A 22,917-nucleotide genomic window follows, 5' to 3' on the forward strand; every position below is an offset into this window, starting at 1 on the left:
TTATATGATTTTAATACGAGACGAGGGCGGTCCGGCGTGCTAGCAACGGCGGGCACGGACCGTGTACGGTGTCGCTTACTCGCCCGAATCGGCAAGATAATCCCCGGCTCGCGGTCCAGGCATTGGGATGACGTCCTGATTTCTGGAGAGATTCAATGATCGTTTCGACTCGTCGGTTCCTGGCCGCCCTGTCCACCGTTGCCTTGATCGGCGCCGCCGTTCCGGCGATGGCGCAGGAAACCCCGGCAGCTCCGGCCGCGCCCGCCGCCCCGGCTGCTCCCGCGGCCCCGGCGGCGCCCGAGGCTGCGCCTGCCGCTCCGACCGCCCCGGCTGCTCCGGCCGCCCCGACCGAAGCGCCGAAGAAGCACGGCCACCACAAGCATCACAAGAAGAAGGCCGCCGCGCCCTCGAAGTGATCGCCTGATCACGCCACGGCCGGATTGCGGTCCGGCCCGGATGGAAGAGCGGAGACGCAGTCGCGTCTCCGCTCTTTTCATTTTGCGGTATAGATCCGGTGATAGCGCGCGCCCAGCCCGGTCAGCAGTTCGTACCCGATCGTGCCGGCGGCCAGGGCGGCGGCCTCGATGGGGCAATGCGGGCCGATCAGGTCCAGCGCCGTGCCGGGGGGCAGCGGCGTGTCGTCCAGCTCGGTCACGTCCACCGCCAGGCAGTCCATGGACATCCGGCCGACGATCGGCAGCCCGATCTCGGGCCGGGCTGGCAGGATCGCGGTGCCGTGGCCGCCGATCGCGCGGGGGAATCCGTCGCCGTAGCCCACGGCCAGGGTCGCGATGCGGCTGGGCCGGTCGGCGATGAAGGCCGCGCCGTAGCCCACGGCCGTGCCGGGGCCGATCATGCGCGTCTGGACGATCCGTGCCTGCAGGCGCACCACCGGCCGCATCGGGTTGGGCCAGCCGGGCGTGGGATTGATCCCGTACAGCGCGGCGCCGGGGCGCACCATGTCGAAATGCCACACGTCGCCCATGAACAGGCCCGACGACGCCGCCAGGCTGGCCGGAACGGGGGGCAGCAGGTCCCGCAGGCGCAGGAAGGACGCGCGCTGGGCGTGATTGGCCGGGTGCGCGGGCTCGTCCGCGCAGGCCAGGTGGCTCATGACCAGCAGGGGGGTGATGCCCGCCAGGGCGTCGGGCCGGTCCGCCATCGCCCGCAGATCGTCCTCGGACAGGCCGAAGCGCGACATGCCGCTATCGACCTGCAGCACGGCGGGCAGAGACGTGCCGCGCACCCGTGCCAGGTTTCGCCATGCCGCAACCTGCTCGACGCTGTTCAGGACGGGCACCAGCCCGTGCGCGTGCAGGTCGGCCTCGGTGCCCGGCATGGCGCCGTTCAGCACGACGATGGTGCTGTCCGCGTCCAGCAGGGGACGGATTTCAACCCCTTCGGCCAGGTGGGCGACGAAGAACGTCCGGCAGCCGGCGGCATGCAGCACCGGCACCACCTTCCGGGCCCCCAGCCCGTACGCGTCGGCCTTGACCGCGGCGGCGCAGACGATTCCAGGCGCGAGCCTGTCCCGCAGCGACCGGTAATTGGCGGCGAGCGCGTCGAGGTCGATGGTCAGGATGCCGCCGGCCCAGGATGGCGGCAGCGGGGACGGGTCGTCCGCCGTCAGCATGGAAGGACGGGCCGCCGGCCGCTGGCCGGCCGGCGCTGGGTGGAACGCATCGCGGGCTCCGGGGCGGGTCGTGCGGCGATCGTATTACAAATCCACCCCGTGACAAATCCCGCGTTCAGGTCCGGGGTTCGGGCCCGGGATTCAGGTTCGGGAGTCAGGTGCGGTGCGGCACGCCCTTGCTGGTGGAATATTCGAAATGCAGCGCGGTGTCGGGCCGGACGATCGGGTGGATGGCATGGGCCGCCATCGCGCCCTCGCTGAAACCCTGCAGAATCAGTTTCAGCTTGCCCGGATAGGCGGCGACGTCGCCCACCGCGAAGACGCCCGGCAGGCTGGTCTCGCAGCTCGACGGCACGACGGGAATGGTGCTGCGGATCGAATCGATCCCCCATTGCGCGATCGGGCCCAGATCGGTCGACAGGCCGAAGAAGGGCAGCAGCCGGTTGCCGGGCAGGAATCGCCGTTCGCCGTCCAGCGTTGCTACCTCGACGCCGTCCAGCTCGCCATCCGCGCCGTGCAGGCCATGCAACTGATAGGGCACCACCTTCTCGATCCGTCCGGCCGCCACGGCCGCGTCGAGCTGACGCAGGCTTTCCGGGGCGGCCCGGAAACGGTCGCGGCGATGGACCAGCCAGATCTTCTCGGCCACGTCCTGCAGCGACAGGGCCCAGTCGATGGCGGAATCGCCGCCGCCGGCGATGACGATGCGCGTGCCGGCGAATTCGGCCCGGCGCCGGACGTAATATTGCACCGCGCCGCTGGCCTCGAATCCCTCCAGCCCGGCCAAGGGCGGCCGGTTGGGGCCGAAGGCACCCGCCCCGGCGGCGATGATCACCGCCCGGGCATGGATGACGTCGCCTCGGTCGGTGCCCAGGGTGAAGGCGCCGCGATGGCCTGCCAGCCGCTCGACCCGGCGGCCCAGCAGGCGCGGCACGGCGAAGGGGGCGATCTGCCGGTCCAGGGCCTCGACCAGGGCCGCGCCCTCGATCGCCGGATGCGCCGGGATGTCGTAGATCGGCTTTTCCGGATACAGCGCCGCGCATTGGCCGCCGATATGGTCCAGCGCGTCGATCAGCACGCAATCCAGTTTCAGCATGCCGCATTCGAACGCCGCGAACAGGCCGGTCGGGCCCGCGCCGATGATGGCGACGTCGGTCGAAAGAGGGTGGGCGTCCGTCATGGTCGAAATCCGTCCTGATGCGCTGCTGCAATCCTGCCGACGGGTTGTGCGGCCTGCGCGGGCCGAGTGCAAGCGGGAACGGGGTCTTGTGCGCCGGCCGCGCGGGCGCGCACTATGGGCCCATGGAACAGCTCGCCGTCACCCTGCCCAGCCAGGACGCGACCGAGGACCTGGCGCGCCGTGTCGCATCCGCCGCCCGGCCCGGGGACGCGATCCTGCTTTCCGGTCCGCTCGGCGCGGGCAAGACGGTGTTTTCCCGCGCCTTCCTGCGTGCCGCCTGCGCCGATCCGCAGATGGAGGTGCCCAGCCCGTCCTATACGCTGGTGCAGGCGTACGACTCGCCCCTGGGGCCGATCGCGCATTTCGACCTGTGGCGCCTGGGCGGCCCCGACGCGCTGTACGAACTGGGCTGGGACGATGCGTGCGACGGCATCGTGCTGGTCGAATGGCCGGACCGGCTGGGCGCGCTGACGCCGGCCGGGGCGCTGCACGTCACGCTGGCGGTCGCGGATGACGGCGCCCGCCAGGCCACGCTGGCCGGCTGGGCCGGCCGCCCGGTCTGGGCCGAACTGGCCCAGGGAACAGTCGGGGGAACGACCTGGGGCGCGGCGTGAGCGATCGGCCGCGTCTGCCCGCGCGGGCCATGGTGTTCGCGGCCGGGCTGGGGGGGCGCATGCGCCCGCTGACCGATGCCGCCGCCAAGCCGCTGCTGCGGGTCGACGGACGCGCCATCCTGGACCATGTGCTGGACCGGCTGGACCGCGCGGGCGTGCCGGAGGTGGTGGTCAATGCCTTCTGGCAGGCCGACCAGGTCGAAGCCGCCTTGCGGCGGCGCGCCGCATCGGGCATCGGCCCGCACGTCGTGGTCCGGCGCGAGGCCGCGCTGTTGGAAACCGGCGGCAGCGCCGCGGCCGCCCTGCGCGACGGTGCGCTGGGGCCGGCCCCGTTTTTTCTGCTGAACGGCGATTCGCTCTGGCTGAACGGTCCGGTGCCCGCCCTGCACCGCCTGGCCGCCGTCTTCGATCCGGCACGCATGGATGCGCTGCTGCTGCTGGCGCGGACCAGCCTGGCGGTGGGCGAGGTCGGGCGCGGCGATTTCGTGATGGACGCCGCGGGCCGGCTGCGCCGTCCGGCGCCGGGGGCGGTCACGCCCTATATCTTCACCGGGGTGCAGATCGCGGCGCCGTCCTTGTTCGCCGACGCGCCGGCCGGGGCGTTCAGCCTGAACGGCCTGTGGGATGCGGCGATCGGGCGCGGGCGGCTCTATGGCATCGTGCATGATTCGGTGTGGTGCCACCTGTCGCGGCCGCAGGACCTGCCCGCCGCGACCGCCGCCCTGCGGGTCGCGCGCGATCCGGACGGGGTGGACCAGGACGTGATTCCATGAGCCGCATTCCATGAGCCGCGTGGCCAGCGTGCCGCCGCACGTGCCCTTTCTGGATCAGGTCGCCGACCGCTGGATGGCCGGGATCGCCGACGACCCGCAGCGCAGCGGCGACGGGCTGATCCTGCTGCCGAGCCGCCGCGCCGCCCGTGCCCTGACCGAGGCCTTCCTGCGCCGGGCCGATGGACGGCCCCTGCTGCTGCCCCGGATCGCGCCGCTGGGCGGGCTGGACGAAACCGGGCTGGCGGTCGCCGCGCCGGGCGCGCTGGACCTGCCGCCCCCCGTCGAGCCGCTGCGCCGCATGGCCACGCTGACGCGCCTGATCCTGCAGGCCGGCGACGCGTTCGGCGATGTCCGCACCATCGACCAGGCCTGGCCGCTGGCCCAGGCGCTGGCGGACCTGATGGACGACGCCGAATGGGCGGAATGCGACCTGGCCGAACGCCTGCCCCTGGCGGCCGAGGGCGATTTCGCCGAACATTGGCACCTGACCCTGCGTTTCCTGTCGATCGTGACCGGGGTCTGGCCCGCCTGGCTGGCCGAGCAGGGGGTGATGAACCCCGCCGCCCGGCAGGTTGCCCTGTTGCATGCCCAGGCCGCGCGCTGGCGCGACACGCCGCTGCCGGCCGGCGAACGGCTGTGGGCCGTCGGCTTTACCGCCGCGACGCCGTCGGTGCTGGCGGTGCTGCAATCGGTGCTGGCCATGGACATGGGGTCGGGGGAAACGGGCCGGCTGGTGCTGCCCTGGGTCGATCTGTCGCTGGATGAGGCGGACTGGAACGCCTTGCCGGACGGCCACCCGCAATCGGGCATGGCCCGCCTGCTGGCCGGGCTGGGCGTGGCCCGGGCCGACCTGGCGATCTGGGCTGATCCGCCCGCTGCCACACAGTTGGCAACGGGGCCGGCAACGGAAGCGGCAGCAGGGGCGGCCTGTCCGGCGCGGCGCGGCGCGGTGCTGGCCAGCGCGCTGCTGCCGGCGGCGGCGCTGGGCGAATGGCTGCGCGATCCGGCGCCGGCGGACCTGACGGGCCTGTCCGTCCTGCGGACCGCCGACCAGCAGGAAGAGGCGGCCGCCATCGCCCTGCTGCTGCGCCAGGCGATCGTCCGGCCCGGCCACCGTGCCGCCCTGGTGACGCCCGACCGCGCGCTGGCCGGGCGTGTCGCCGTGGAACTGGCGCGCTGGGGCGTGGTGGCGGACGACAGCGCGGGCGAGCCGCTGGGCGCGACGCCGCCGGCGGTCTTCCTGCGGCTGGTGGTCGCGGCGGTGGCGGGCGGCCTGTCCCCTGTCGCTTTGCTGTCGCTGTTGAAGCATCCGCTGGCCGCCTGCGGCCTGCCGCCGGGCGTGTGCCGGGCCTCGGCCCGCCTGCTGGAGCGCGCCGCCCTGCGCGGCCCGGCCCCCCGGCCGGGCATCGACGGGCTGCGCGACCGTCTGGCGGTGGCGCGCGACGATCCGCAGGGTGCCCTGGCCGATCGTCCCGATGCGCCCGAGGACCTGGCGGGGTTCGTCGACCGGGTCGAACGCTGCCTGGCGCCGCTGCTGCCGCTGGCCGACACGCCCGTGGCGCTGCCGGTCGCCGACCTGCTGGCGGCCCTGGTCGAGGCGGCCGAGGCGCTGGCCGCCACCGACCGGCAGGACGGGGCCGACCGGCTGTGGTCGGGCGAGGACGGCAACGCTCTGGGCCAGCACCTGGCGGCGCTGATCGCCTTCTGCGACGTGCTGCCGCCGCAGCGCGTGGCCGTGCTGGACGGGCTGCTGGCCGCGTCGATGAGCGGGCAGGCGGTGCATTCGCGCCGGGCCCTGCGTGGACGGGACGATAATACGCTGCATCCGCGCATCTTCATCTGGGGCCTGATGGAGGCCCGGCTGCAATCCGTCGAGACCATGGTGCTGGGCGGGCTGGTCGAATCGGTCTGGCCGCCCGCGACCGATCCCGGCCCGTGGATGAGCCGCCCGATGCGCGCCCGGGTCGGGCTGCCGTCGCCCGAACGGACGATCGGCCAGGCCGCCTATGATTTCGTCAGTTGCGCCTGCGCCGCGCCCGACATCGTGCTGTCGGTCCCCGGGCGCCGCGACGGCGCGCCCACCGTGCCGGCGCGCTGGCTGGTCCGGCTGGATGCGTATCTGGCGGGCCGCCGGCAGGCGCTGCCCGCCCATCCCGCCTTGTCCTGGCTGGCGCAGCTCGACCGGCCGGCGGACGCGCCGCGCCCCGTCGCCCCGCCGCGCCCCCGTCCGCCGCTGCCGCTGCGCCCGCGCAGCCTGACGATCACCGAGATCGAAACCTGGATGCGCGATCCGTACGCCATCCATGCGCGGCACGTCCTGGGCCTGCGCCGCCTGCCCGAGATCGAGGAAGCCGCGGATGCCGCCGATTACGGCAACATCGTCCATGGCGCGCTGGACCGCTGGTTCCGCCGCCCCGCCCCGGATCGCGCGGGGGCGGAAGGGACGGGGGCGGAAGGGATGGGGGCGGCCGGATTGCGCGCCCTGTTCGCCCAGGAACTGGCGGCGGCCCGGCTGCGCCCCGCCCTGGCGGCCTGGTGGGCGCCGAGGCTGGCGCGCATCGCCGACTGGGTGATCGGGGCCGAAGCCGCGCGGCAGGCCGGACGGGGTGGAGACGCACCGGTCCTGATCCGTACCGAGCAGGCCGGCCGTGTGCTGCTGACCGGCCTGCCGGGGGGCGATTTCGTGCTGCGCGGCCGGGTCGACCGCGTCGATCGCGCCGCCGACGGCGCGCTGACCCTGTTCGACTACAAGACCGGCACCCTGCCGCGGCGCAGGAGCGTCTTCGCCGGCTGGCAGTCGCAACTGGTGCTGGAGGCCGCGATGATGGAGCGCGGGGCCTTCGGTCCCGAACTGGCCGGCCCTGTCGCCGAACTGCTCTATTGGCGCCTGACCGGCGGGCCCGAGGCCGGCGAGGTGCTGCCCGTGGCGACCGGCCAGGAACTGGCGGACCTGATCGCCGCCGCCTGGGACAATCTGCGCGGGCTGATCGCGATGTATGACGACCCGGCCCAGCCTTACCTGTCGCATCCGCATCCGGACGAAAGCCCGCGTTTCGCCGATTACGCGCGCCTGGCGCGTGTGGCGGAATGGAGTGCCGCGCGCGACGAGGTCGGCCCGTGACGCCCCCGCGCGACGCGATCGGCCTGGCCAATCTCCGCCAGTCCGAGGCCTCGGACCCGGCGGCGTCGGTCTTCGTCTCGGCCTCGGCGGGCAGCGGCAAGACCAAGCTGCTGATCGACCGGCTGCTGCGCCTGATGCTGCCGCGCCCGGCGCCGGACGGGACGCTGGCCGCCGGGTCGGACCCGGCGCGGATCCAGTGCCTGACCTTTACCAAGGCGGCGGCGGCGGAGATGGCGATCCGCCTGCAAAGCCGCCTGGGGCGGTGGGTCACGCTGCCGGATGCGGCACTGGACCGGGAACTGGCCGGCCTGTCGGTCCCGGCCTGCGACCCGACGCGCCGGGCGGCGCGGGAATTGTTCGCCCGGGTGCTGGACCTGCCGGGCGGCATGCGGATCGGCACGATCCACGCCTTCTGCCAATCCCTGCTGTGCCGCTTTCCGGTCGAGGCCGCGATCAGCCCGCATTTCACCCTGGTCGAGGACACCGATGCGCGCATCGCGATGCGCGAGGCGGCGGAAAGCGTGGTCGGGACGGGGGGCGACGCGGTGGCGGTCCTGGCCGGACAGATCGGGGCGGGCGATTTCGCCGCCCTGCTCGGCGGCCTGCAGGCGCGGCTGCGGCAATTGCAGCCGGTGATCGGCGCGCTGGCGCGGGATCGCGCCGGGGTCGAGGCGGCGATGATGCGGGCGGTGGGCGCACGCGGCCGGGACGCGGCCGCCGTGCGGCTGGCCGCCTGTACGGTGCCCGGCGAATCCGGCCTGCGCGAGCGGCTGCGTCTCGTGGCCGAACTGGCCTCGCCCGCCATGCGCCGCACCGCGCAGTCCATGCTGGATTGGCTGTCGCTGCCGCCCGGGGAGCGTGCCGCGCAATGGACCGTGTGGCGCGGCGCGCTGGTCAAGCAGGATGGCGAGCCGCGCCGCCGCGGCGGCCTGAACGCGAAATTCGACGAAACCCACCCCGCGATCGGCGACGCGCTGCTGGCCGAGGCGGCGCGGATCATCGCGGTGGACGAGGAATGTCGCGCGATCGCCGTACTGCATGTCAGCATGGCGCTGCTGGATGTCGCGGTGCCGGTGCTGCAGCAATACGGCGAACGCAAGCGCGGGCGCGGCCTGGTCGATTATGACGACCTGATCGACCGTACCCTGGAATTGCTGAAGGATCCGGGCGCCGCCTGGGTGCTGTACAAGCTCGATGGCGGCATCGACCATCTGCTGCTGGACGAGGTGCAGGACACGTCGCCCGAGCAATGGGCGATCGCGGGCGGCCTGACGGCGGAATTCTTCGCCGGCGCGGGGACGCAGGATGCGGACGCGCCGCCGCGCACCCTGTTCGCGGTCGGCGACTACAAGCAGTCGATCTATTCCTTCCAGGGGGCCGACCCGGCGGCGTTCCGTCAGTGGCGCGGGCGCTTCCGCCAGCGGGTCCACGATGCCGGAAGCCTGTGGAAGGAACCGGCCCTGACCGTCTCCTTCCGTTCCACCGCGCCGGTGCTGAAGCTGGTCGACAGCGTCTTCTCGCTGCCCGAGGCCGCCAGCGGCCTGGTCGAGCCCGGGGGCGGCGTGCCCGAGCATCTCTCGGCGCGGCCGGGGCAGGGGGGACGGGTGGAATTATGGCCCCTGACCCCCAGCGACGAATCGGGGCAGGAGGCCGATCCCTGGTCGGCCCCGCGCGAGAATGGCGGACAATCGACCGCTGCCCAGCGCCTGGCGGACTCGCTGGCGGCCTGGATCGTCGCCGAGCTGCGGCGCCCGCCCGAGCCGGGCCGGGCGCCGCTGACCCCCGGCGACGTGCTGGTGCTGGTGCCCAGGCGGTCGAATTTCGTGCGGTCGCTGATCCGGGCGTTGAAGACGCAGGACGTGCCGGTGGCCACGCTGGTGCGGACCGGCCTGGTGGACCAGTTGGCGGTGCAGGACCTGATGGCGCTGTGCGATGCGCTGCTGCTGCCCCAGGACGATCTGACCCTGGCCTGCGTGCTGACCTCGCCGCTGGGCGGCGTGTCGGATGACGGGGTGCTGGACCTGGCGGCCGGGCGCGGCGGCCGGCCGCTCTGGGCCGTGCTGCGCGACCGGCATGCGGAACGGCCCGATTGGCACGCCGCCTGGACGATGCTGGCCGCCTTGTTCCGCCGCGTCGATTACGCCTCGCCCTACGGCCTGTTGTCCGAGGCGCTGGGCCCGCAGGGCGGCCGCGCCCGGCTGCTGGCCCGGCTGGGCCCCGAGGCGGCAGAACCGGTGGACGAATTGCTGTCGGCCGCGCTGCGCTACGAATCCCTGCATCCACCCTCGTTGCAGGGGTTCCTGCATTGGCTGCGTGCCTCGCAGGAGACCGTCAAGCGCGAGCCGGACGCCACCGCCGACATGGTGCGGGTGATGACGGCCCATGGCGCCAAGGGGTTGCAGGCGCGGCTGGTGATCCTGCCGGATACGGCAGGCACGGCGAAATTCGATGGCGGCATCGTCTGGGCGCGCGACGACGTGGACGGGCTGGACCTGCCGCTGTGGGTGCCGCGCGCCGAGATGGGGATCGGCGTGACCCGGGCCCTGCAGCAGAAGCTGCGCGACGCGGCGACCGAGGAATATAATCGCCTGCTCTATGTCGCGCTGACGCGGGCCAGCGACCGGCTGGTGGTCTGCGGCTGGCAGCAGAAACGCACCATTGCGGACGAAAGCTGGTACATGCTCTGCCGCCGCGGCTTTGAACGCGCGGGCGCCGAGGAACGGCCGTTCGATCTGGGCGGGGGAAGTTGGGGCGAGACCTGCCTGGTGCTGGAGGAAGCGGCGCGCGTCGCCTCGACCGAACGGCCCGCGGCGCTGCCTGCCCCGGTCTTGGCGCCGCTGCCCGGCTGGATGGGCCGGGCGCCGGACTGGATCCCGGTTCCGCCCGCCCCCGAATCGCCGCTGCTGCGCCCGCTGGTGCCCAGCCGCCCCGACGACGCGCCGCTGGGGCCGCAGCCGGCGGTACGTTCGCCCCTGGCGATCGCGCGGGCCAGCCGCCCCGCGGCGCGGGAACAGGCCCTGCGTCGCGGACAGATCATCCATGCGTTATTGCATTACCTGCCCGGGCAACCGCCCGCATCGCGGGCCGATGCGGCGCGCGCATGGCTGGCCCGTCCCGGGCACGGGCTGGATGCGGCCGAGCAGGCCCGGCTGGCCGGACAGGTGCTGGCGGTGATGGAACATCCCGCCCTGATCCCGCTGTTCGGCCCGGCAAGCCGCGGCGAACAGCCGGTGGCGGGGGTCGCGGGCGGCGCGGTGATCGTGGGGCAGGTCGATCGCATGGCGGTGCTGCCGGATGCGGTGCTGCTGTGCGATTTCAAGACGAATCGCCGCCCGCCCGACGATGTGGCGGCGACCCCGGTGCTGTATCTGCGGCAGATGGCGTCCTATCGCGCGCTGCTGTCCGCCCTCTATCCGGATCGGCCGGTTCGTTGCACCCTGGTCTGGACCGAAGATGCCCGAATCATGGAACTGCCCGATTCGCTGCTGGCGTGCCATGCTCCGGACGACCCGGCCCCGGGTGGGCCCGGAGGATGGCAATCTTGAAACACGGCGGCCCGGCGCCATGTCCAGATGGAACCCGCCACTGGAACCCCCATTGGTAATCAAGGAGTAATGTGATGAGCGAAAATACCGTGGCCGTCAGCGATGCCACTTTCGAAAGCGATGTCCTGAAGGCCGAGGGGCCTGTGCTGGTGGATTTCTGGGCCGAATGGTGCGGCCCGTGCAAGATGATCGCCCCGGCGCTGGACGAGATCGGCGCTGAACTGAAGGGCAAGCTGACGGTCGCGAAAGTCAATATCGACGACAACCCGTCCACGCCCAACAAATATGCCGTGCGCGGCATTCCGACCCTGATCCTGTTCAAGAACGGCCAGCCGGCCGCGACCAAGGTCGGCGCCCTGCCCAAGAGCCAGTTGAAGGAATGGGTCAAGGGCAGCCTGTAAGGCCCTTATGGCGGAGGGTCATGGGGCCGAACCTCATGACCCTCCGCCATAAAGAGTCCCCGGCGCGTCAGGCCGGCCAGTTGGCGAGGGTGGCGTGGCCGTGCGCCAGCCCGGCCCGGACCCCGGGGCTGCACAGCGCCGCCAGTTCCCCCTGGTGGTCGTAGGTCGGCATCAGCCGGTTCAGCAGCGCGTTCTTCGCGGTCGCCGGGTGGAAATAGATTTCCGACAATCCGTCGGGCAGGTGCGCGGCCAGGGCGGCGACCCGGTCTGCGGTCATATGGCCGCTCCAGGCGATGCCGAAGCACCAGTCATTGGTGCGCAGTCCCGCGCGGCGGGCCTGATGGCGCAGCAGGCCGGTCCAGCGGCGCAGCGCCGCCGATCCCAGCGAATCGCTGTAGGTCCCGGCCGCGATCAGCGGTTCGGGCGGTTCCAGCGGCACCCGGACGGCCCGCAGCCCATAGCGCAGGCCGGTGCGGATCATCATCCGTCCGACCGTGGGGTGCAGGTGCATGTGCTTGTGGGCGTTGGCGTGGTCCAGCCGCAGCCCGGTCCGGGCGAAGGCGGCGAATTGCGCCTCGATCTCGGCGGCCAACTGGCGGCGCACCGCCGGGCGAAAGAAATAATCGACGCCCAGCCTGAGCTGGTTGCCGGGAAACTGCCCGCCCCGGCCGACCAGCAGCGGAATCGCGTCGTGCGGCAGGACCGAGGGCCCCTCGATCGCCACCAGATGCAGCCCGACATGCAGCCCCGGCAGACGCCGCGCCCGCGCCACCGCATCGGCCGCCGCCGGGCCGGCCACCATCAGGCTGGCGGTCGAGAGCAGCCCGTCGCGGTGGGCGATCTCGATGGCTTCGTTGACCTCTTCCGACAGGCCGAAATCATCGGCGGATACGATGACGCGCTTCATGGGATGGGTCCCCGTCGCGCGCCGGGGCGGCCGCCCCGGCGCGCGACCGGGCTCAGGCCGCGCGGCGGTCGCGCAGGAACTGGAAGAATTCCACGCCCTCGCGCAGGCGGCGCTTCATCATCTGCGGGCTGCGCACCATCTCGCCGACGATCGAGGCGATCTTGGGCGCGCGGAAATAGAATTTCCGGTAGAATTCCTCGACGCTGCCGAAGATTTCGGTGTGCGACAGGTGCGGATAGTGCAGCGGCGCGATCTGCACGCCGTTCTCGTCGATCAGCTCGGCGTTGCTTTCGTCCAGCCAGCCATTCTCGGTCGCCTGGCGGTGCAGGAACGTGCCGGGATAGGGCGCGGCCAGCGACACCTGCAGCGTGTGCGGGTTGATCTCGGTGGCGAACTTGATCGTCTCCTGGATCGTCTCCTTGGTCTCGCCGGGCAGGCCCAGGATGAACGTGCCGTGGATCTTGATCCCCAGCTCGTGGCAGTTCCTGGTGAATTCGCGCGCCACTTCGACGCGCATGCCCTTCTTGATGTTGTGCAGGATCTGCTGGTTGCCGCTCTCATAGCCCACCAGCAGCAGGCGCAGCCCGTTATCCTTCAGCACTTCCAGCGTCTTGCGGGGCACGTTCGCCTTGGCGTTGCACGACCAGGTGACGCCCATCTTGCCCAGTTCCCGCGCGATCGCCTCGGCGCGCGGCAGGTCGTCGGTGAAGGTGTCGTCGTCGAAGAAGAATTCCTTGACCTGCGGGAAATATTGCCGTGCCAGGCGGATTTCGGCCGCCACGTGCTCGGGGCTGCGGGTGCGGTAATGATGGCCGCCGACCGTCTGCGGCCACAGGCAGAAGGTGCAGCGCGACTTGCAGCCGCGGCCGGTATAGATCGAGATATACGGGTGCATCAGGTACCCGATGAAATAATCCTCGATCTTCAGGTCGCGCTTGTACACTTCGGTGACGAAGGGCAGGCTGTCCATGTTCTCGATCATGGCGCGATCGCGGTTATGGACGACGACCCCGTCGGCGTTGCGCCAGGAAATGCCGTCCACGTCCTTCAGGTCGCGGCCCTCGGCGATCTCCTTGATCGTGAAGTCGAATTCGTTGCGTGCCACGAAGTCGACCGGCGCGCCCTTCAGCAGGCTTTCCTCGGGCTGGACGGCGACCTTGGCGCCGACCATGCCGATCTTCAGAGACGGGTTGGCGTCCTTGAGCATCTGCGCCACCCGCACGTCCGACGCGAAGGACGGGGTCGAGGTGTGCATCACGACCAGATCGCGGTTGCGCACGTCCTGCAGGATCGGCTCCATCCCCATGCGGGCCGGCGGCGCGTCGATCAGGCGGCTGCCCGCGACCAGGGCGGCGGGCTGCGCCAGCCAGGTCGGATACCAGAAGGACCGGATTTCCCGCTTGGCCTGATAGCGGGACCCGGCGCCGCCGTCGAAACCGTCGAAGGAAGGGGGTTGCAGGAATAATGTCTTCATCATGATACGCAGATCCTCGGGCGTGGGGATTGGGGGTCCGGCACGGCCTGCTTTGCTATGTCCTTGGTCGCGTGGGCATGCGCTACTCGCCCGGCGCGACGGGGTGGGATGGAGGCGTCATAACCGAATGTGGCGCGAGATGCATCGTCTGTCCACGCCATGCCACGCGCGTGCCGCTGACGCTGCCGACCATGACGCCCGCCGAGATCCAGTCCCGCACCGGCAGCATCAGCAGCGGCAGCAGGCTGCGCTGGGCCAGCAGCCGGTCCATCACGAAGGCGGTGACGGCGCGGCTGAACCAGACGGCCAGGAACACGCCCCAGCTCCAGCGCGCATGGGGTTGCAGCAGGACGGCCAGCGCGGCCCAGAACAGCGGGAGCTGGATGGCCGACGCGGCATAGCCGGCTGGCTCGAGCGTCTTCACCGTCCGGCCCCAGCGCAGTTCGTGCGTCAGCACGTCGCCGAGTCCCGGTTCGCCGACCGTGGTCCAGGTCATGCACGAGGCGATCGCGATCTCCAGCCCGCGCTCGCGCACCAGCCGCCCCAGCATCGCGTCGTCGGCGACGTGGTGCACCAGGGCCGGCAGGCCGCCGACATGCTCCAGCGTCTCGCGCCGCAGCGCCATGGTGGCGCCCAGGCAGTCCTGCCGCCCCAGATAGCGCGACAGCATCACCCCGGGCAGGAAATTATGGTTGATGTGGCAGGCCGCCAGCAGGCGCGGCATGCTGGGCGTGGCCGGCAGGCCGGCATAGAGTGTCGTCGCCAGCCCGACCCCGGGCTGCGCCAGCGCGTGGACGACGTGGCGCAGATAATCCGGCGCGACATGGATGTCCGAGTCGGAGATGACCAGCACATCGTGCCGCGCGCGCGGCAGCATGTTGATCAGATTGCCGATCTTGCGATTGACCCCGTGATAGGTCGGGTCGATCACCAGGTCGATCGCAACCCCGGGATGGCGTGCGCGCAGGCGCTGCACGATGGCGATCGCCGGGTCGCCCGCATCCTGCACGCCGAAGACGATCTGCACATGCGGATAATCCTGCGTGCAGAAGCTCTCCAGAGCCTCTTCCAGCAGGGGCTCGTCGCCATGCAGGGGCTTCAGGATCGTGACCGGCGGCAATGCGTCGCCAGCGGGGACGTGCCGCTCGTTCCAGCGGAATCGGGCGACCAGCCCCGTGCCCAGCGCCGCCTGCATGCAACCGGCTGCCGCGACCAGGGTGGCCAGACCGGCGGGTGAGACAAGGACATGCAGCGGCGCGAACATTCTCTTTCCGGCAGGGGGACGCGGGCCGTCAGCAGACGGAGGCGGGGTCGACGAAGGGGTGGCACATAGGATTCGGGCCGGCGCCGGCGGGGGCGGTCAGCCCTCGGAGAACGCCTTGACCTTCTTCTCTAGCAGCGAGATCAGGTTCTGCACATTCCCCGACGCCAGTGTCGAGCTGAAATCGGAGCGCTGTGCAGCAACTTGGCTGATGTGTGCATTCAGCAACACATCGACGATGTGCCAGCCCTGGGGGCCGGGACGCATCACGTAATCGATCTCGGTGCCGTCGGGATCGTCGGTCGAACCGATATGGGTGGTCACGATCTGGTCGCTGCCCACGGGCGAGGGGCGCGGCGCCGGATTGACGTTGAAACGGGCATCGCCCCCCGGCTTGAAGCTGGAGACGTAGCGCGCCACGGTGAACTGGCGGAACACGGCCAGCAATTTCTGCCGGTCGTCCCCGGACAGCCCGCCATAGCGCAGGCCCACCGATGCCCGCAGCACGGTTTCCAAATCATAGACCTTGTCCACCACCGGGGCCAGGATCTGGGCGCGCTGGGCGAAGGAACTGCCGGTCGCGGCCTGGATCTGCTGCAGCGCGGCGTAGAGCGCGCTGACGGGACCGGCCGCCGCGGCCTGGGTCCCGGCCTGGGCCTCGGTTTGGGCAGAGGCCGCGGCGGGACCAAAAACCGGCGCGGCGACCGGCAGAACCGCCAGGCCCACGCCCAGCGCCACGGGGAGGGAAAACGTCAAGCGTCGCATCACCATCATGATTTCGGTCCGATTGTCGCCTTTAGCAAGGGTGGGGATACGCCCGCGGCGTTGCCGGTTCGAACGCCCAGGGCGTTTCGCGCGCATGCGGCGATGGCCTGTGCGTCGAGACCTGCCTCGCGATATTGGGCGTCCTGAGTGTTGTGGTCGATGAAGCGGTCCGGGAGTGTCATGGGCCGGACGCGGACGGTGTCGAGCAGTCCGTTGCGGGCCAGATGGTGCATGACGAAGGCGCCGAATCCGCCCTCGGCGCCGTCCTCGACGGTCAGCAGCACGGCATGGTTGCGGGCGAGGTTGTCGATCAGCGCGGTGTCCAGCGGCTTGGCGAAGCGCGCGTCGGCGACGGTGGGCGGCAGGCCCCCGGCGGCCAGCAGGTCGGCGGCCTTCAGCACGTCGGCCAGGCGGGTGCCCAGCGACAGGATGGCGATGCCGCCCTTTTCGCGCCCGGACTGGCGGCCCATCTCGCGGATGATCCGTCCGCGGCCGATTTCCAGCACGCTGCCCTGTTCGGGCAGGGCCAGGCCCAGCCCGTTGCCGCGCGGATAGCGCAGCGCGATCGGCCCGTCATCGAAGGCGCATGCGGTGGCCGTCATGTGCAGCAGCTCCAGCTCGTCGCTGGGGGCCATGATGGTCATGCCCGGCAGGCAGCCCAGATAGTTCAGGTCGAACGACCCGGCGTGGGTGGCGCCGTCGGCGCCGACCAGGCCGGCGCGGTCGATGGCGAAGCGCACCGGCAGGTTCTGCAGCACCACGTCGTGCATCACCTGGTCGTAGGCGCGCTGCAGGAAGGTGGAATAGATCGCGCAGAACGGGCGCAGCCCCTCGGTCGCCATGCCGGCGGCGAAGGTCACGGCATGCTGCTCGGCGATGCCGACATCGAAGAACCGCTCGGGGCAGGCGCGGGCGAAGGCGTCCAGCCCGGTGCCCGACGGCATGGCGGCGGTGATGGCCACGATCCGTTCGTCCTGCCGGGCGCAGCGCACCAGTTCGCGGCTGAACACCGCGGTATAGCTGGGCGGTCCCGGCGGGGCCTTGCTCTGCTCGCCGGTGACGACGTTGAACTTCGCCACGGCGTGGTATTTGTCGCCCGCCGCCTCGGCCGGGCGATAGCCGCGGCCCTTCTCGGTGACGACATGCAGCAGGATGGGGCCCTTGTCGTCGGCGTCGCGCAGGTTGCGCAGGATGGGCACGAGCTGGCTCATGTCGTGGCCGTCGACCGGACCGACATAATAGAAGCCCAGCTCCTCGAACAGCGTGCCGCCGGTGATCATGCCGCGGGCATATTCCTCGGCCTTCTTGGCGGTGCGTTCCAGCCGGTCGGGCAGGCGGCGCACCATCTTGCCGGCCAGGTCGCGCAGGCCGAGGAACTGGCGCGAGGACATCAGCCGCGACAGATAGGCGGACATGGCGCCGACCGGCGGGGCGATCGACATCTCGTTGTCGTTCAGCACCACGATCAGGCGCGAGGCGCCGGGCCCGGCGGCCGCGGCATTGTTCATCGCCTCATAGGCCATGCCGGCCGAGATCGAGCCGTCGCCGATCACGGCGACGACATTGCGCTCGCGATAGGCGGGATCGTGGGCGGCGCGCAGATGGTGCGCCACGGCCATGCCCAGCCCGGCGGAGATCGAGGTCGAGGAATGGGCGGCGCCGAACGGGTCGTATTCGCTCTCGGAGCGGCGGGTGAAGCCCGACAGGCCGCCCGGCTGGCGCAGGGTGCGGATGGCCGCGCGCCGCCCGGTCAGGATCTTGTGGGGATAGGCCTGGTGGCCGACATCCCAGACGATCCGGTCGGCAGGCGTGTCGAACACCGCATGCAGCGCCACCGTCAGTTCGACCACGCCCAGCGACGCACCCAGATGCCCGCCCGTCGTCGATACCGCGTCCACCGTCTCGGCCCGCAATTCCTCCGCCAACTGCCTCAACTGCTCGACCGACAGGTTGCGCAGGTCCGCCGGATACGAAACCCGGTCCAAAAGCGGAAAGCGCCCGCGCGTCGGCTCGCCGCCGGGCCCGGTACGGCCGGCTCGGAATCCGGCCGTGCCGGCGGGCTGGTGGGGGGTCGGCTGATCCATGACGTTTACGCTCATTTTATGTTTGCCAGGTTGCCGCCCGGGGGCGGGCGATTCCTGATCCGGTCTGTTTGCGACGTCACCGAGCCGGATACGCGTAACGCCTTCTGGTCCGATGCGGTTTGCTTTTACTCCCGGAGCCGCAGCAAATACAGAGTCTCCCTGAAAGGTGTGGTGATTAGGGCACAGTGCGTGCGTTGGGAATTGAGTAAAGCCCCCGAATTGTCCTATACCCCCCAAAACGGGATCGCGGCGCGTCGTTCGTCCGCAACCTCGATATGAGTCTCGCGCACGGCTTGGACCGCCCGCACTTGTTATCCTCCGTGCGAACGTGTCCATAATAAGGTCACATGTTTTGAAAAAGGCCGGCGCGCAGCCGGTTCAGGAGCTGAGGTTTCATGGCCGTTCCTTTAATGCAGGCTGTCAGGGTGGGTGCTTACGTCGTCAGGCAGCACATCACCGGCCGGAAGCGCTATCCGCTCGTGCTGATGCTCGAGCCGCTGTTCAGGTGCAATCTGGCCTGCGCCGGGTGCGGCAAGATCGACTATCCCGCGCAGATCCTGAACCAGCGCATGAGCGTGCAGGAATGCCTGGACGCGGATACCGAAGCCGGCGCGCCCGTGGTCGCCGTCGCGGGCGGCGAGCCCCTGCTGCACAAGGAAATGCCCGAGATCATCCGGGGCCTGATCGCGCGCAAGAGATACGTCTATCTCTGCACCAACGCGCTTCTCCTGGAAAAGAAGATGGACGACTACGAGCCGTCGCCGTTCTTCTCGTGGGACGTGCATCTGGACGGCGACCAGGTGATGCACGACGCTTCGGTCTGCCAGGACGGCGTCTATGAACGCGCCGTCGCCGCGATCAAGAAGGCCAAGGCCCGCGGCTTCCGCGTGTCGATCAACTGCACCCTGTTCGACGGCGCCGATCCCAAGCGCGTGGCCGCCTTCTTCGACGAAGTCATGGCGATGGGCGTCGACGGCATCATGACCGCGCCGGGCTATGCCTACGAACGCGCGCCGGACCAGGCGCATTTCCTGAATCGCCAGAAGACCAAGCAGCTTTTCCGCGACATCTTCCGCCTGGGCAAGGGCAAGAAATGGCGCTTCACGCAGTCGCCGCTGTTCCTGAACTTCCTTGCGGGGAACGAGCAATATCATTGCACCCCCTGGGGCAAGCCGCTGCGGAACGTGTTCGGCTGGCAGCGTCCGTGCTACCTGCTGGGCGAGGGCTATGCCAAGACGTTCCAGGAACTGATGGACGACACCAAATGGGATGATTACGGCACGGGCAATTACGAAAAATGCGCCGATTGCATGGTCCATTCCGGTTATGAATCCACCGCCGTGATGGACGCCGTGCGCCGCCCCTGGCACATCGCCAAGGTCGCCCTGTTCGGGCCCGAAACCGAGAAGCCGATGGCGCCCGAGATCTCGCTGGCCAACCAGCGCCCGGCCGAATACGTCTTCACCCAGCATGTCGAGGCCCGCATGGCCGAGCTTGCCGCGGCGAAGAAGCCGGCCAAGCCGCCGCGGGTCACGGTGGTGGACGCCCCGGTCGCGGCGGACGCCGCGGACTGATCTCCCCCCGGCCGGTATCCGGCCGGCGGTATCCGATCGCGTCGAGGGAATGGCGGGGGTGTCCCCGCCATTTTCCTATCGGGCGTCTTATATCGGCCGTCTTATATCGGGCGTCCGGCGCGCAACGTCGCCCAGGCGATTTCACCGCATCGCGATCTGCTTTAGGATGCGGCCATCATGATCGCGCCGCTCGTCGTCATTGTTCTTCTCGTCCTTCTCAACGGCGTCTTCGCCATGGGGGAACTGGCCCTGATCTCGGCCCGCCCCGCCCGGTTGCGGATCCTGCACCGCAACGGCGTCAAGGGCGCCCAGCGGGCCCAGCGCCTGGCCGAGGACCCGCAGAGCTTCCTTCCCACCGTGCAGGTCGGCATTACCCTGGTCTCGATCCTGGAGGGGACCTATGGCGGCACCCAGATCGAGGCCGGGCTGACGCCCTGGCTGGGCGGGTTCGCGCTGCTGCGCCCGTTCGCCCCCGAACTGTCGATCGCCATCGTCGTGGTCTCGATCACCTCGCTGATGCTGGTGCTGGGCGAACTGGTGCCGAAGCAACTGGCGCTGCGCCATCCCGAGATCATCGCCGCGCGCCTGTCGCTGCTGCTGGAAGGGCTTGCCCGGCTGGTCCGTCCGGCGGTCTGGGTGCTCGGCCGGTCGTCGAACCTGGTGCTGCGCCTGATGGGCGTGGGGTCGGTCACGCGCGAGGCCCTGACCGAGGAGGAACTGAAAGCCTATATCGCCGAGGGCGCGCAGTCCGGTGTGCTGGAGCAGGCCGAGCGCGACATGATCGAGCGCCTGCTGCGCCTGGCGGACCGGCCGGTGCGGGCGATCATGACCCCGCGGAACGAACTGGTCTGGATCGAGCGCAAGGCCAGCCGTGAGGAACTGCGCCGCATGCTGCGCCAGACCGCCTATACCCGCATCGTGGTCTGCGACGGCGGGGTGGACAATCCGGTCGGCGTCATTCTGGCCAAGGACATGCTGGATTGCCTGCTGGATGGGCGTCCCGTCTCGATCGAGGCCGGGCTGCGCAAGCCGGTGGTGGTACCCGATACGATTTCCGCCTTCGACATGGTGGAGCGGATGCGCACCGTCGCCGCAGGCATGGCCCTGGTCCTGGACGAGTACGGCTCGTTCGAAGGCGTGGTCACCGCCTCGGACCTGTTCGAGGCCATCGTCGGCGAGCATCACGAGGCCGGGGGCGCGCCCAGCGCCCATCTGGCGCCGGACGACGTGCTGGTCCTGGACGGGTTCATGCCGGTCGACGAACTGAAGGACCGGCTGGGCCTGGCCGACCTGCCCGACGAAGGCAGCTATCACACGCTGGGCGGGCTGATCCTGGCGCTGCTGCGCCGGGTGCCGGCGGCGGGGGACAAGGTGGTGTTCTCGGGCTGGCTGTTCGAGGTCCAGGAGATGGACCAGCGCCGGGTGATGCGGGTCAGGGCCAGCCGGCAGGCCTTCGCCGAAAACTGAAGGGCCGTCGGCCGGAGGCTCCTCCCCCTCTGTCCGGCGATCAGTGCACCGTGTGGAAACGGTGCCCGGCCAGGTCGCGCTCGGCCGCGAAGGACGGCCATTCGTCGTGGGCCAGGGCTTCCAGCGACGGGGTGGGCATGCCCAGCCGGTCGGCATAGATCCACAGATAGGTCAGCGCCCGGTGGACGTAGTCCCGCGTCTCGGTGCTGGGCAGGCTTTCGATGAACAGCAGCGGGTCGTCCCCGCAATCATTGGCCGCGTCCTGGCGGGCGATCGCCGTCGGGCCGGCATTGTAGCTGGCCAGCATCCGCACCAGGTCGCCGCCCGGCACGTGGTGGACATCACCGCGCTGTTCGGTCAGGTGCGCCAGGTAGAGGACATAGAGCTGCCCGATCTCGAGATTCACCGCCGCATTGTGCAGCAGGGCGGGGGAGGCGGCATAGCGCCCGGCGCTGCCGGTCACGAATCCGGCGGTGACGGGCATGATCTGCATCAGGCCATGCGCGCCCGCGCCCGAAATCGCGCCGGCGTCGAAATTCGATTCCAGCCGCGTCAGGGCATAGACCAGCGCCGGATCGACCTTGAAGCCATGGCGCGGCGACAGGGTCGGGGTGGGGAAGCGGGATGGCTGGGCGGGCCGCGTCCCGTCCCGGGTCGCCAACAGGCCAGCCAACTGCGCCGACAAATCCTTCAGCCCTGCTTCGTCGGCCACAAGCTGGATCGAGCGGCACAGGGCGGCGTCGCCCTGCACGTCCGGCCACAGGCGCCGCAGCGCGGCCTCGGCCCGTGCCGTCTCGCCGACCTGCAGCAGCGCGAAGGCCCGGCGTCCGGCGGGCGTCGCGGCCACCGCGTCCACGTCGATTTCGCCCATCACCGGCGCGCCGGCCTGCAGCACGGTCCGGTCATCGGCCGGGATCGGGGCATCGGCCATCTGGTAGGCGTCGCGTCCTGTCGGGCGCCGGCCCAGCAATTGCGCCGCCAGCAGGCCGTAGAACGTGTGGGGGGCCGCCGCCGCGCGATGCAGCCAGGGTTGGTAGGCGGCCAGGTCGCCGGTATTCCTGTGGGCCCGCGCGGCCCAGAAGGCCGCGCCGGCCCGCACGCTGGCCGAGGTCAGTTCGGCGCGCGATGCCCCCTCGAACAGGGGTTCGGCAATGTCGGGGCGTCCCCGGCGCCAGGCCGCCAGCCCGGCGACATAGCCCGCCAGCCCGATCCGCCCGCCGGACTGGATGAAGGCATCCTGCCCGGTCCGCAGCGCCAGGGCGATCTCGCCGGCGCTGAACAGCGCCATGGCGACCTCGGCGCGCAGTTGCGCGGCATAGAGCGTGCTGATCCCCGGCGTGATCTTGATCAGATGCAGGGCGCTGCGCGCGCCCTTCGCGCCCTGTCCGGCGCGTTCGCGCACCGTGCGGTCCAGCAGCGGATTGCGGGTGAAGGCCCGGCTGGCCGGATCGTCTTCCTCCGGCAGGCGCACCGGTGCGGCCTCGCCGCCCGCCACCAGCGCCACCGCCGCCGGGGCGGGCGGCACGCCGGCCCCGTGCGGCGACAGGCCGGCCAGCAGGGCATGGATCGCCGGCGCGTCGGCCAGGCTGGAAAAGGTGCGCAGCCACAGCCGCAACTGCCCCGGGGTCGCGTGATAGGCCGGGTTCAGATAGCGGTCGGCCAGGATGTCGCCCAGCAGCGTGTCGTCCGACAGGCGCGCGGTCTCCTGGATCGCGGCGTCGAACGCGTCGTCGCGCTGCAGCATGAAAATCCGGCGGACCCGCGCGACGTCGTCGGGCGCCAGCGGCCGGGCCAGCCCGACCGGCCCGCCGCCGGGCGGTGCGATCCGCGGCACGGCCAGCGCCGTTTCATCGGCCGGCTCGCCCCGTCCGGACGGGTGCCCGTCCGGCGTCTGGGCGGTCGCGCCCTGGGCACGCAGCGGACAGAAGGCCGCGCCAGCCAGAAAGGCCGCGCCGGCCAGCAGGGCCCGGACCGCGAACTGTGGGGGGGTGTGTGTTATCCCTCGCATGGCCGAGGGGCGTCTAAGGGGTTATGCGCCGAAAAGCAACCCTTTTTGGACCGCAGCGCCAGTATGACGCCAGAACAGAAAATTAAACGCCAGGAAAAACTGCCATTTAG

Annotated in this window: 16 protein-coding genes; 8 read left to right on the forward strand and 8 right to left on the reverse strand. The window is 70.7% G+C overall.

Going from position 1 to position 22,917, the window contains the following annotated elements; translation table 11 throughout:
• Positions 1 to 155: 155 nt before the first annotated feature.
• On the forward strand, positions 156 to 416 hold the full coding sequence (locus QN315_RS15180; protein WP_323990148.1) for a hypothetical protein: 261 nt from the start codon (positions 156 to 158) through the stop codon (positions 414 to 416).
• Between the two features lie 77 nt (positions 417 to 493).
• Here the strand turns inward: QN315_RS15180 and alr are convergent, their stop codons facing one another.
• Together alr and QN315_RS15190 are read right to left on the reverse strand one after the other, a co-directional pair.
• On the reverse strand, positions 494 to 1,633 hold the full coding sequence (alr, locus tag QN315_RS15185) for an alanine racemase (protein WP_323990150.1): 1,140 nt from the start codon (positions 1,631 to 1,633) through the stop codon (positions 494 to 496).
• Between the two features lie 154 nt (positions 1,634 to 1,787).
• A complete protein-coding gene (locus tag QN315_RS15190) occupies positions 1,788 to 2,813 on the reverse strand; it encodes an NAD(P)/FAD-dependent oxidoreductase (RefSeq protein ID WP_323990152.1) in 1,026 nt (341 codons plus the stop codon).
• 122 nt (positions 2,814 to 2,935) lie between these two features.
• Here QN315_RS15190 and tsaE point away from each other — a divergent pair, with 122 nt between their 5' ends.
• From tsaE to trxA, 5 genes are all read left to right on the forward strand, one after another.
• Positions 2,936 to 3,427 carry a tRNA (adenosine(37)-N6)-threonylcarbamoyltransferase complex ATPase subunit type 1 TsaE gene (gene tsaE / locus QN315_RS15195; protein WP_323990153.1) on the forward strand — a complete coding sequence of 164 codons (492 nt, stop codon included), beginning with the start codon at positions 2,936 to 2,938 and terminating at the stop codon, positions 3,425 to 3,427.
• Positions 3,428 to 3,456: 29 nt separating this feature from the next.
• Positions 3,457 to 4,200, forward strand: a complete 744-nt coding sequence (locus QN315_RS15200; RefSeq protein ID WP_323993547.1) for a nucleotidyltransferase family protein — start codon at positions 3,457 to 3,459, stop codon at positions 4,198 to 4,200.
• 10 nt (positions 4,201 to 4,210) lie between these two features.
• Positions 4,211 to 7,321: a double-strand break repair protein AddB gene (gene addB, locus QN315_RS15205; RefSeq protein ID WP_323990154.1), complete on the forward strand. Its 3,111-nt coding sequence runs from the start codon at positions 4,211 to 4,213 to the stop codon at positions 7,319 to 7,321.
• The gene (gene addA / locus QN315_RS15210; protein WP_408904534.1) at positions 7,288 to 10,866 is read left to right on the forward strand and encodes a double-strand break repair helicase AddA; all 3,579 of its coding nucleotides are present in this window, start codon (positions 7,288 to 7,290) and stop codon (positions 10,864 to 10,866) included. Before addB ends, addA begins: the two co-directional genes overlap by 34 nt.
• A 74-nt stretch (positions 10,867 to 10,940) precedes the next feature.
• Positions 10,941 to 11,267, forward strand: a complete 327-nt coding sequence (trxA, locus tag QN315_RS15215; protein ID WP_176641413.1) for a thioredoxin TrxA — start codon at positions 10,941 to 10,943, stop codon at positions 11,265 to 11,267.
• Between the two features lie 67 nt (positions 11,268 to 11,334).
• Here the strand turns inward: trxA and hpnK are convergent, their stop codons facing one another.
• The 5 genes from hpnK to dxs all read right to left on the reverse strand — a co-directional run bounded on the left by hpnK (position 11,335) and on the right by dxs (position 17,758).
• Positions 11,335 to 12,174, reverse strand: a complete 840-nt coding sequence (gene hpnK / locus QN315_RS15220; RefSeq protein ID WP_323990158.1) for a hopanoid biosynthesis-associated protein HpnK — start codon at positions 12,172 to 12,174, stop codon at positions 11,335 to 11,337.
• Positions 12,175 to 12,226: 52 nt separating this feature from the next.
• Positions 12,227 to 13,651 (reverse strand): hopanoid biosynthesis associated radical SAM protein HpnJ, encoded by a 1,425-nt coding sequence (hpnJ, locus tag QN315_RS15225; RefSeq protein WP_176640513.1) that lies wholly within the window; start codon positions 13,649 to 13,651, stop codon positions 12,227 to 12,229.
• A 79-nt stretch (positions 13,652 to 13,730) separates the two neighbouring features.
• Complete coding sequence (gene hpnI, locus QN315_RS15230) at positions 13,731 to 14,912, reverse strand: bacteriohopanetetrol glucosamine biosynthesis glycosyltransferase HpnI (RefSeq protein WP_323990160.1); 1,182 nt, start codon at positions 14,910 to 14,912, stop codon at positions 13,731 to 13,733.
• A gap of 96 nt (positions 14,913 to 15,008) precedes the next feature.
• A complete protein-coding gene (locus tag QN315_RS15235) occupies positions 15,009 to 15,674 on the reverse strand; it encodes an ABC transporter substrate-binding protein (RefSeq protein ID WP_323993551.1) in 666 nt (221 codons plus the stop codon).
• A 5-nt stretch (positions 15,675 to 15,679) separates the two neighbouring features.
• Entirely contained in the window at positions 15,680 to 17,758 is a 2,079-nt protein-coding gene (dxs, locus tag QN315_RS15240; RefSeq protein ID WP_323990161.1) for a 1-deoxy-D-xylulose-5-phosphate synthase, read from the reverse strand.
• A 395-nt stretch (positions 17,759 to 18,153) separates the two neighbouring features.
• On the opposite strand from dxs, the gene hpnH reads away from it, so the two are divergent.
• Positions 18,154 to 19,332, forward strand: a complete 1,179-nt coding sequence (hpnH, locus tag QN315_RS15245) for an adenosyl-hopene transferase HpnH (RefSeq protein ID WP_176640470.1) — start codon at positions 18,154 to 18,156, stop codon at positions 19,330 to 19,332.
• Positions 19,333 to 19,509: 177 nt separating this feature from the next.
• The gene (locus QN315_RS15250; RefSeq protein WP_323990163.1) at positions 19,510 to 20,799 is read left to right on the forward strand and encodes a hemolysin family protein; all 1,290 of its coding nucleotides are present in this window, start codon (positions 19,510 to 19,512) and stop codon (positions 20,797 to 20,799) included.
• 40 nt (positions 20,800 to 20,839) lie between these two features.
• Here QN315_RS15250 and QN315_RS15255 read toward each other — a convergent pair whose 3' ends face one another.
• Positions 20,840 to 22,807 (reverse strand): lytic transglycosylase domain-containing protein, encoded by a 1,968-nt coding sequence (locus QN315_RS15255; protein WP_323990164.1) that lies wholly within the window; start codon positions 22,805 to 22,807, stop codon positions 20,840 to 20,842.
• Between the last annotated feature and the right edge of the window lie 110 nt (positions 22,808 to 22,917).

The sequence above is a fragment of the Nguyenibacter sp. L1 genome (assembly GCF_035199985.1).
Classification (GTDB): domain Bacteria; phylum Pseudomonadota; class Alphaproteobacteria; order Acetobacterales; family Acetobacteraceae; genus Gluconacetobacter; species Gluconacetobacter vanlangensis.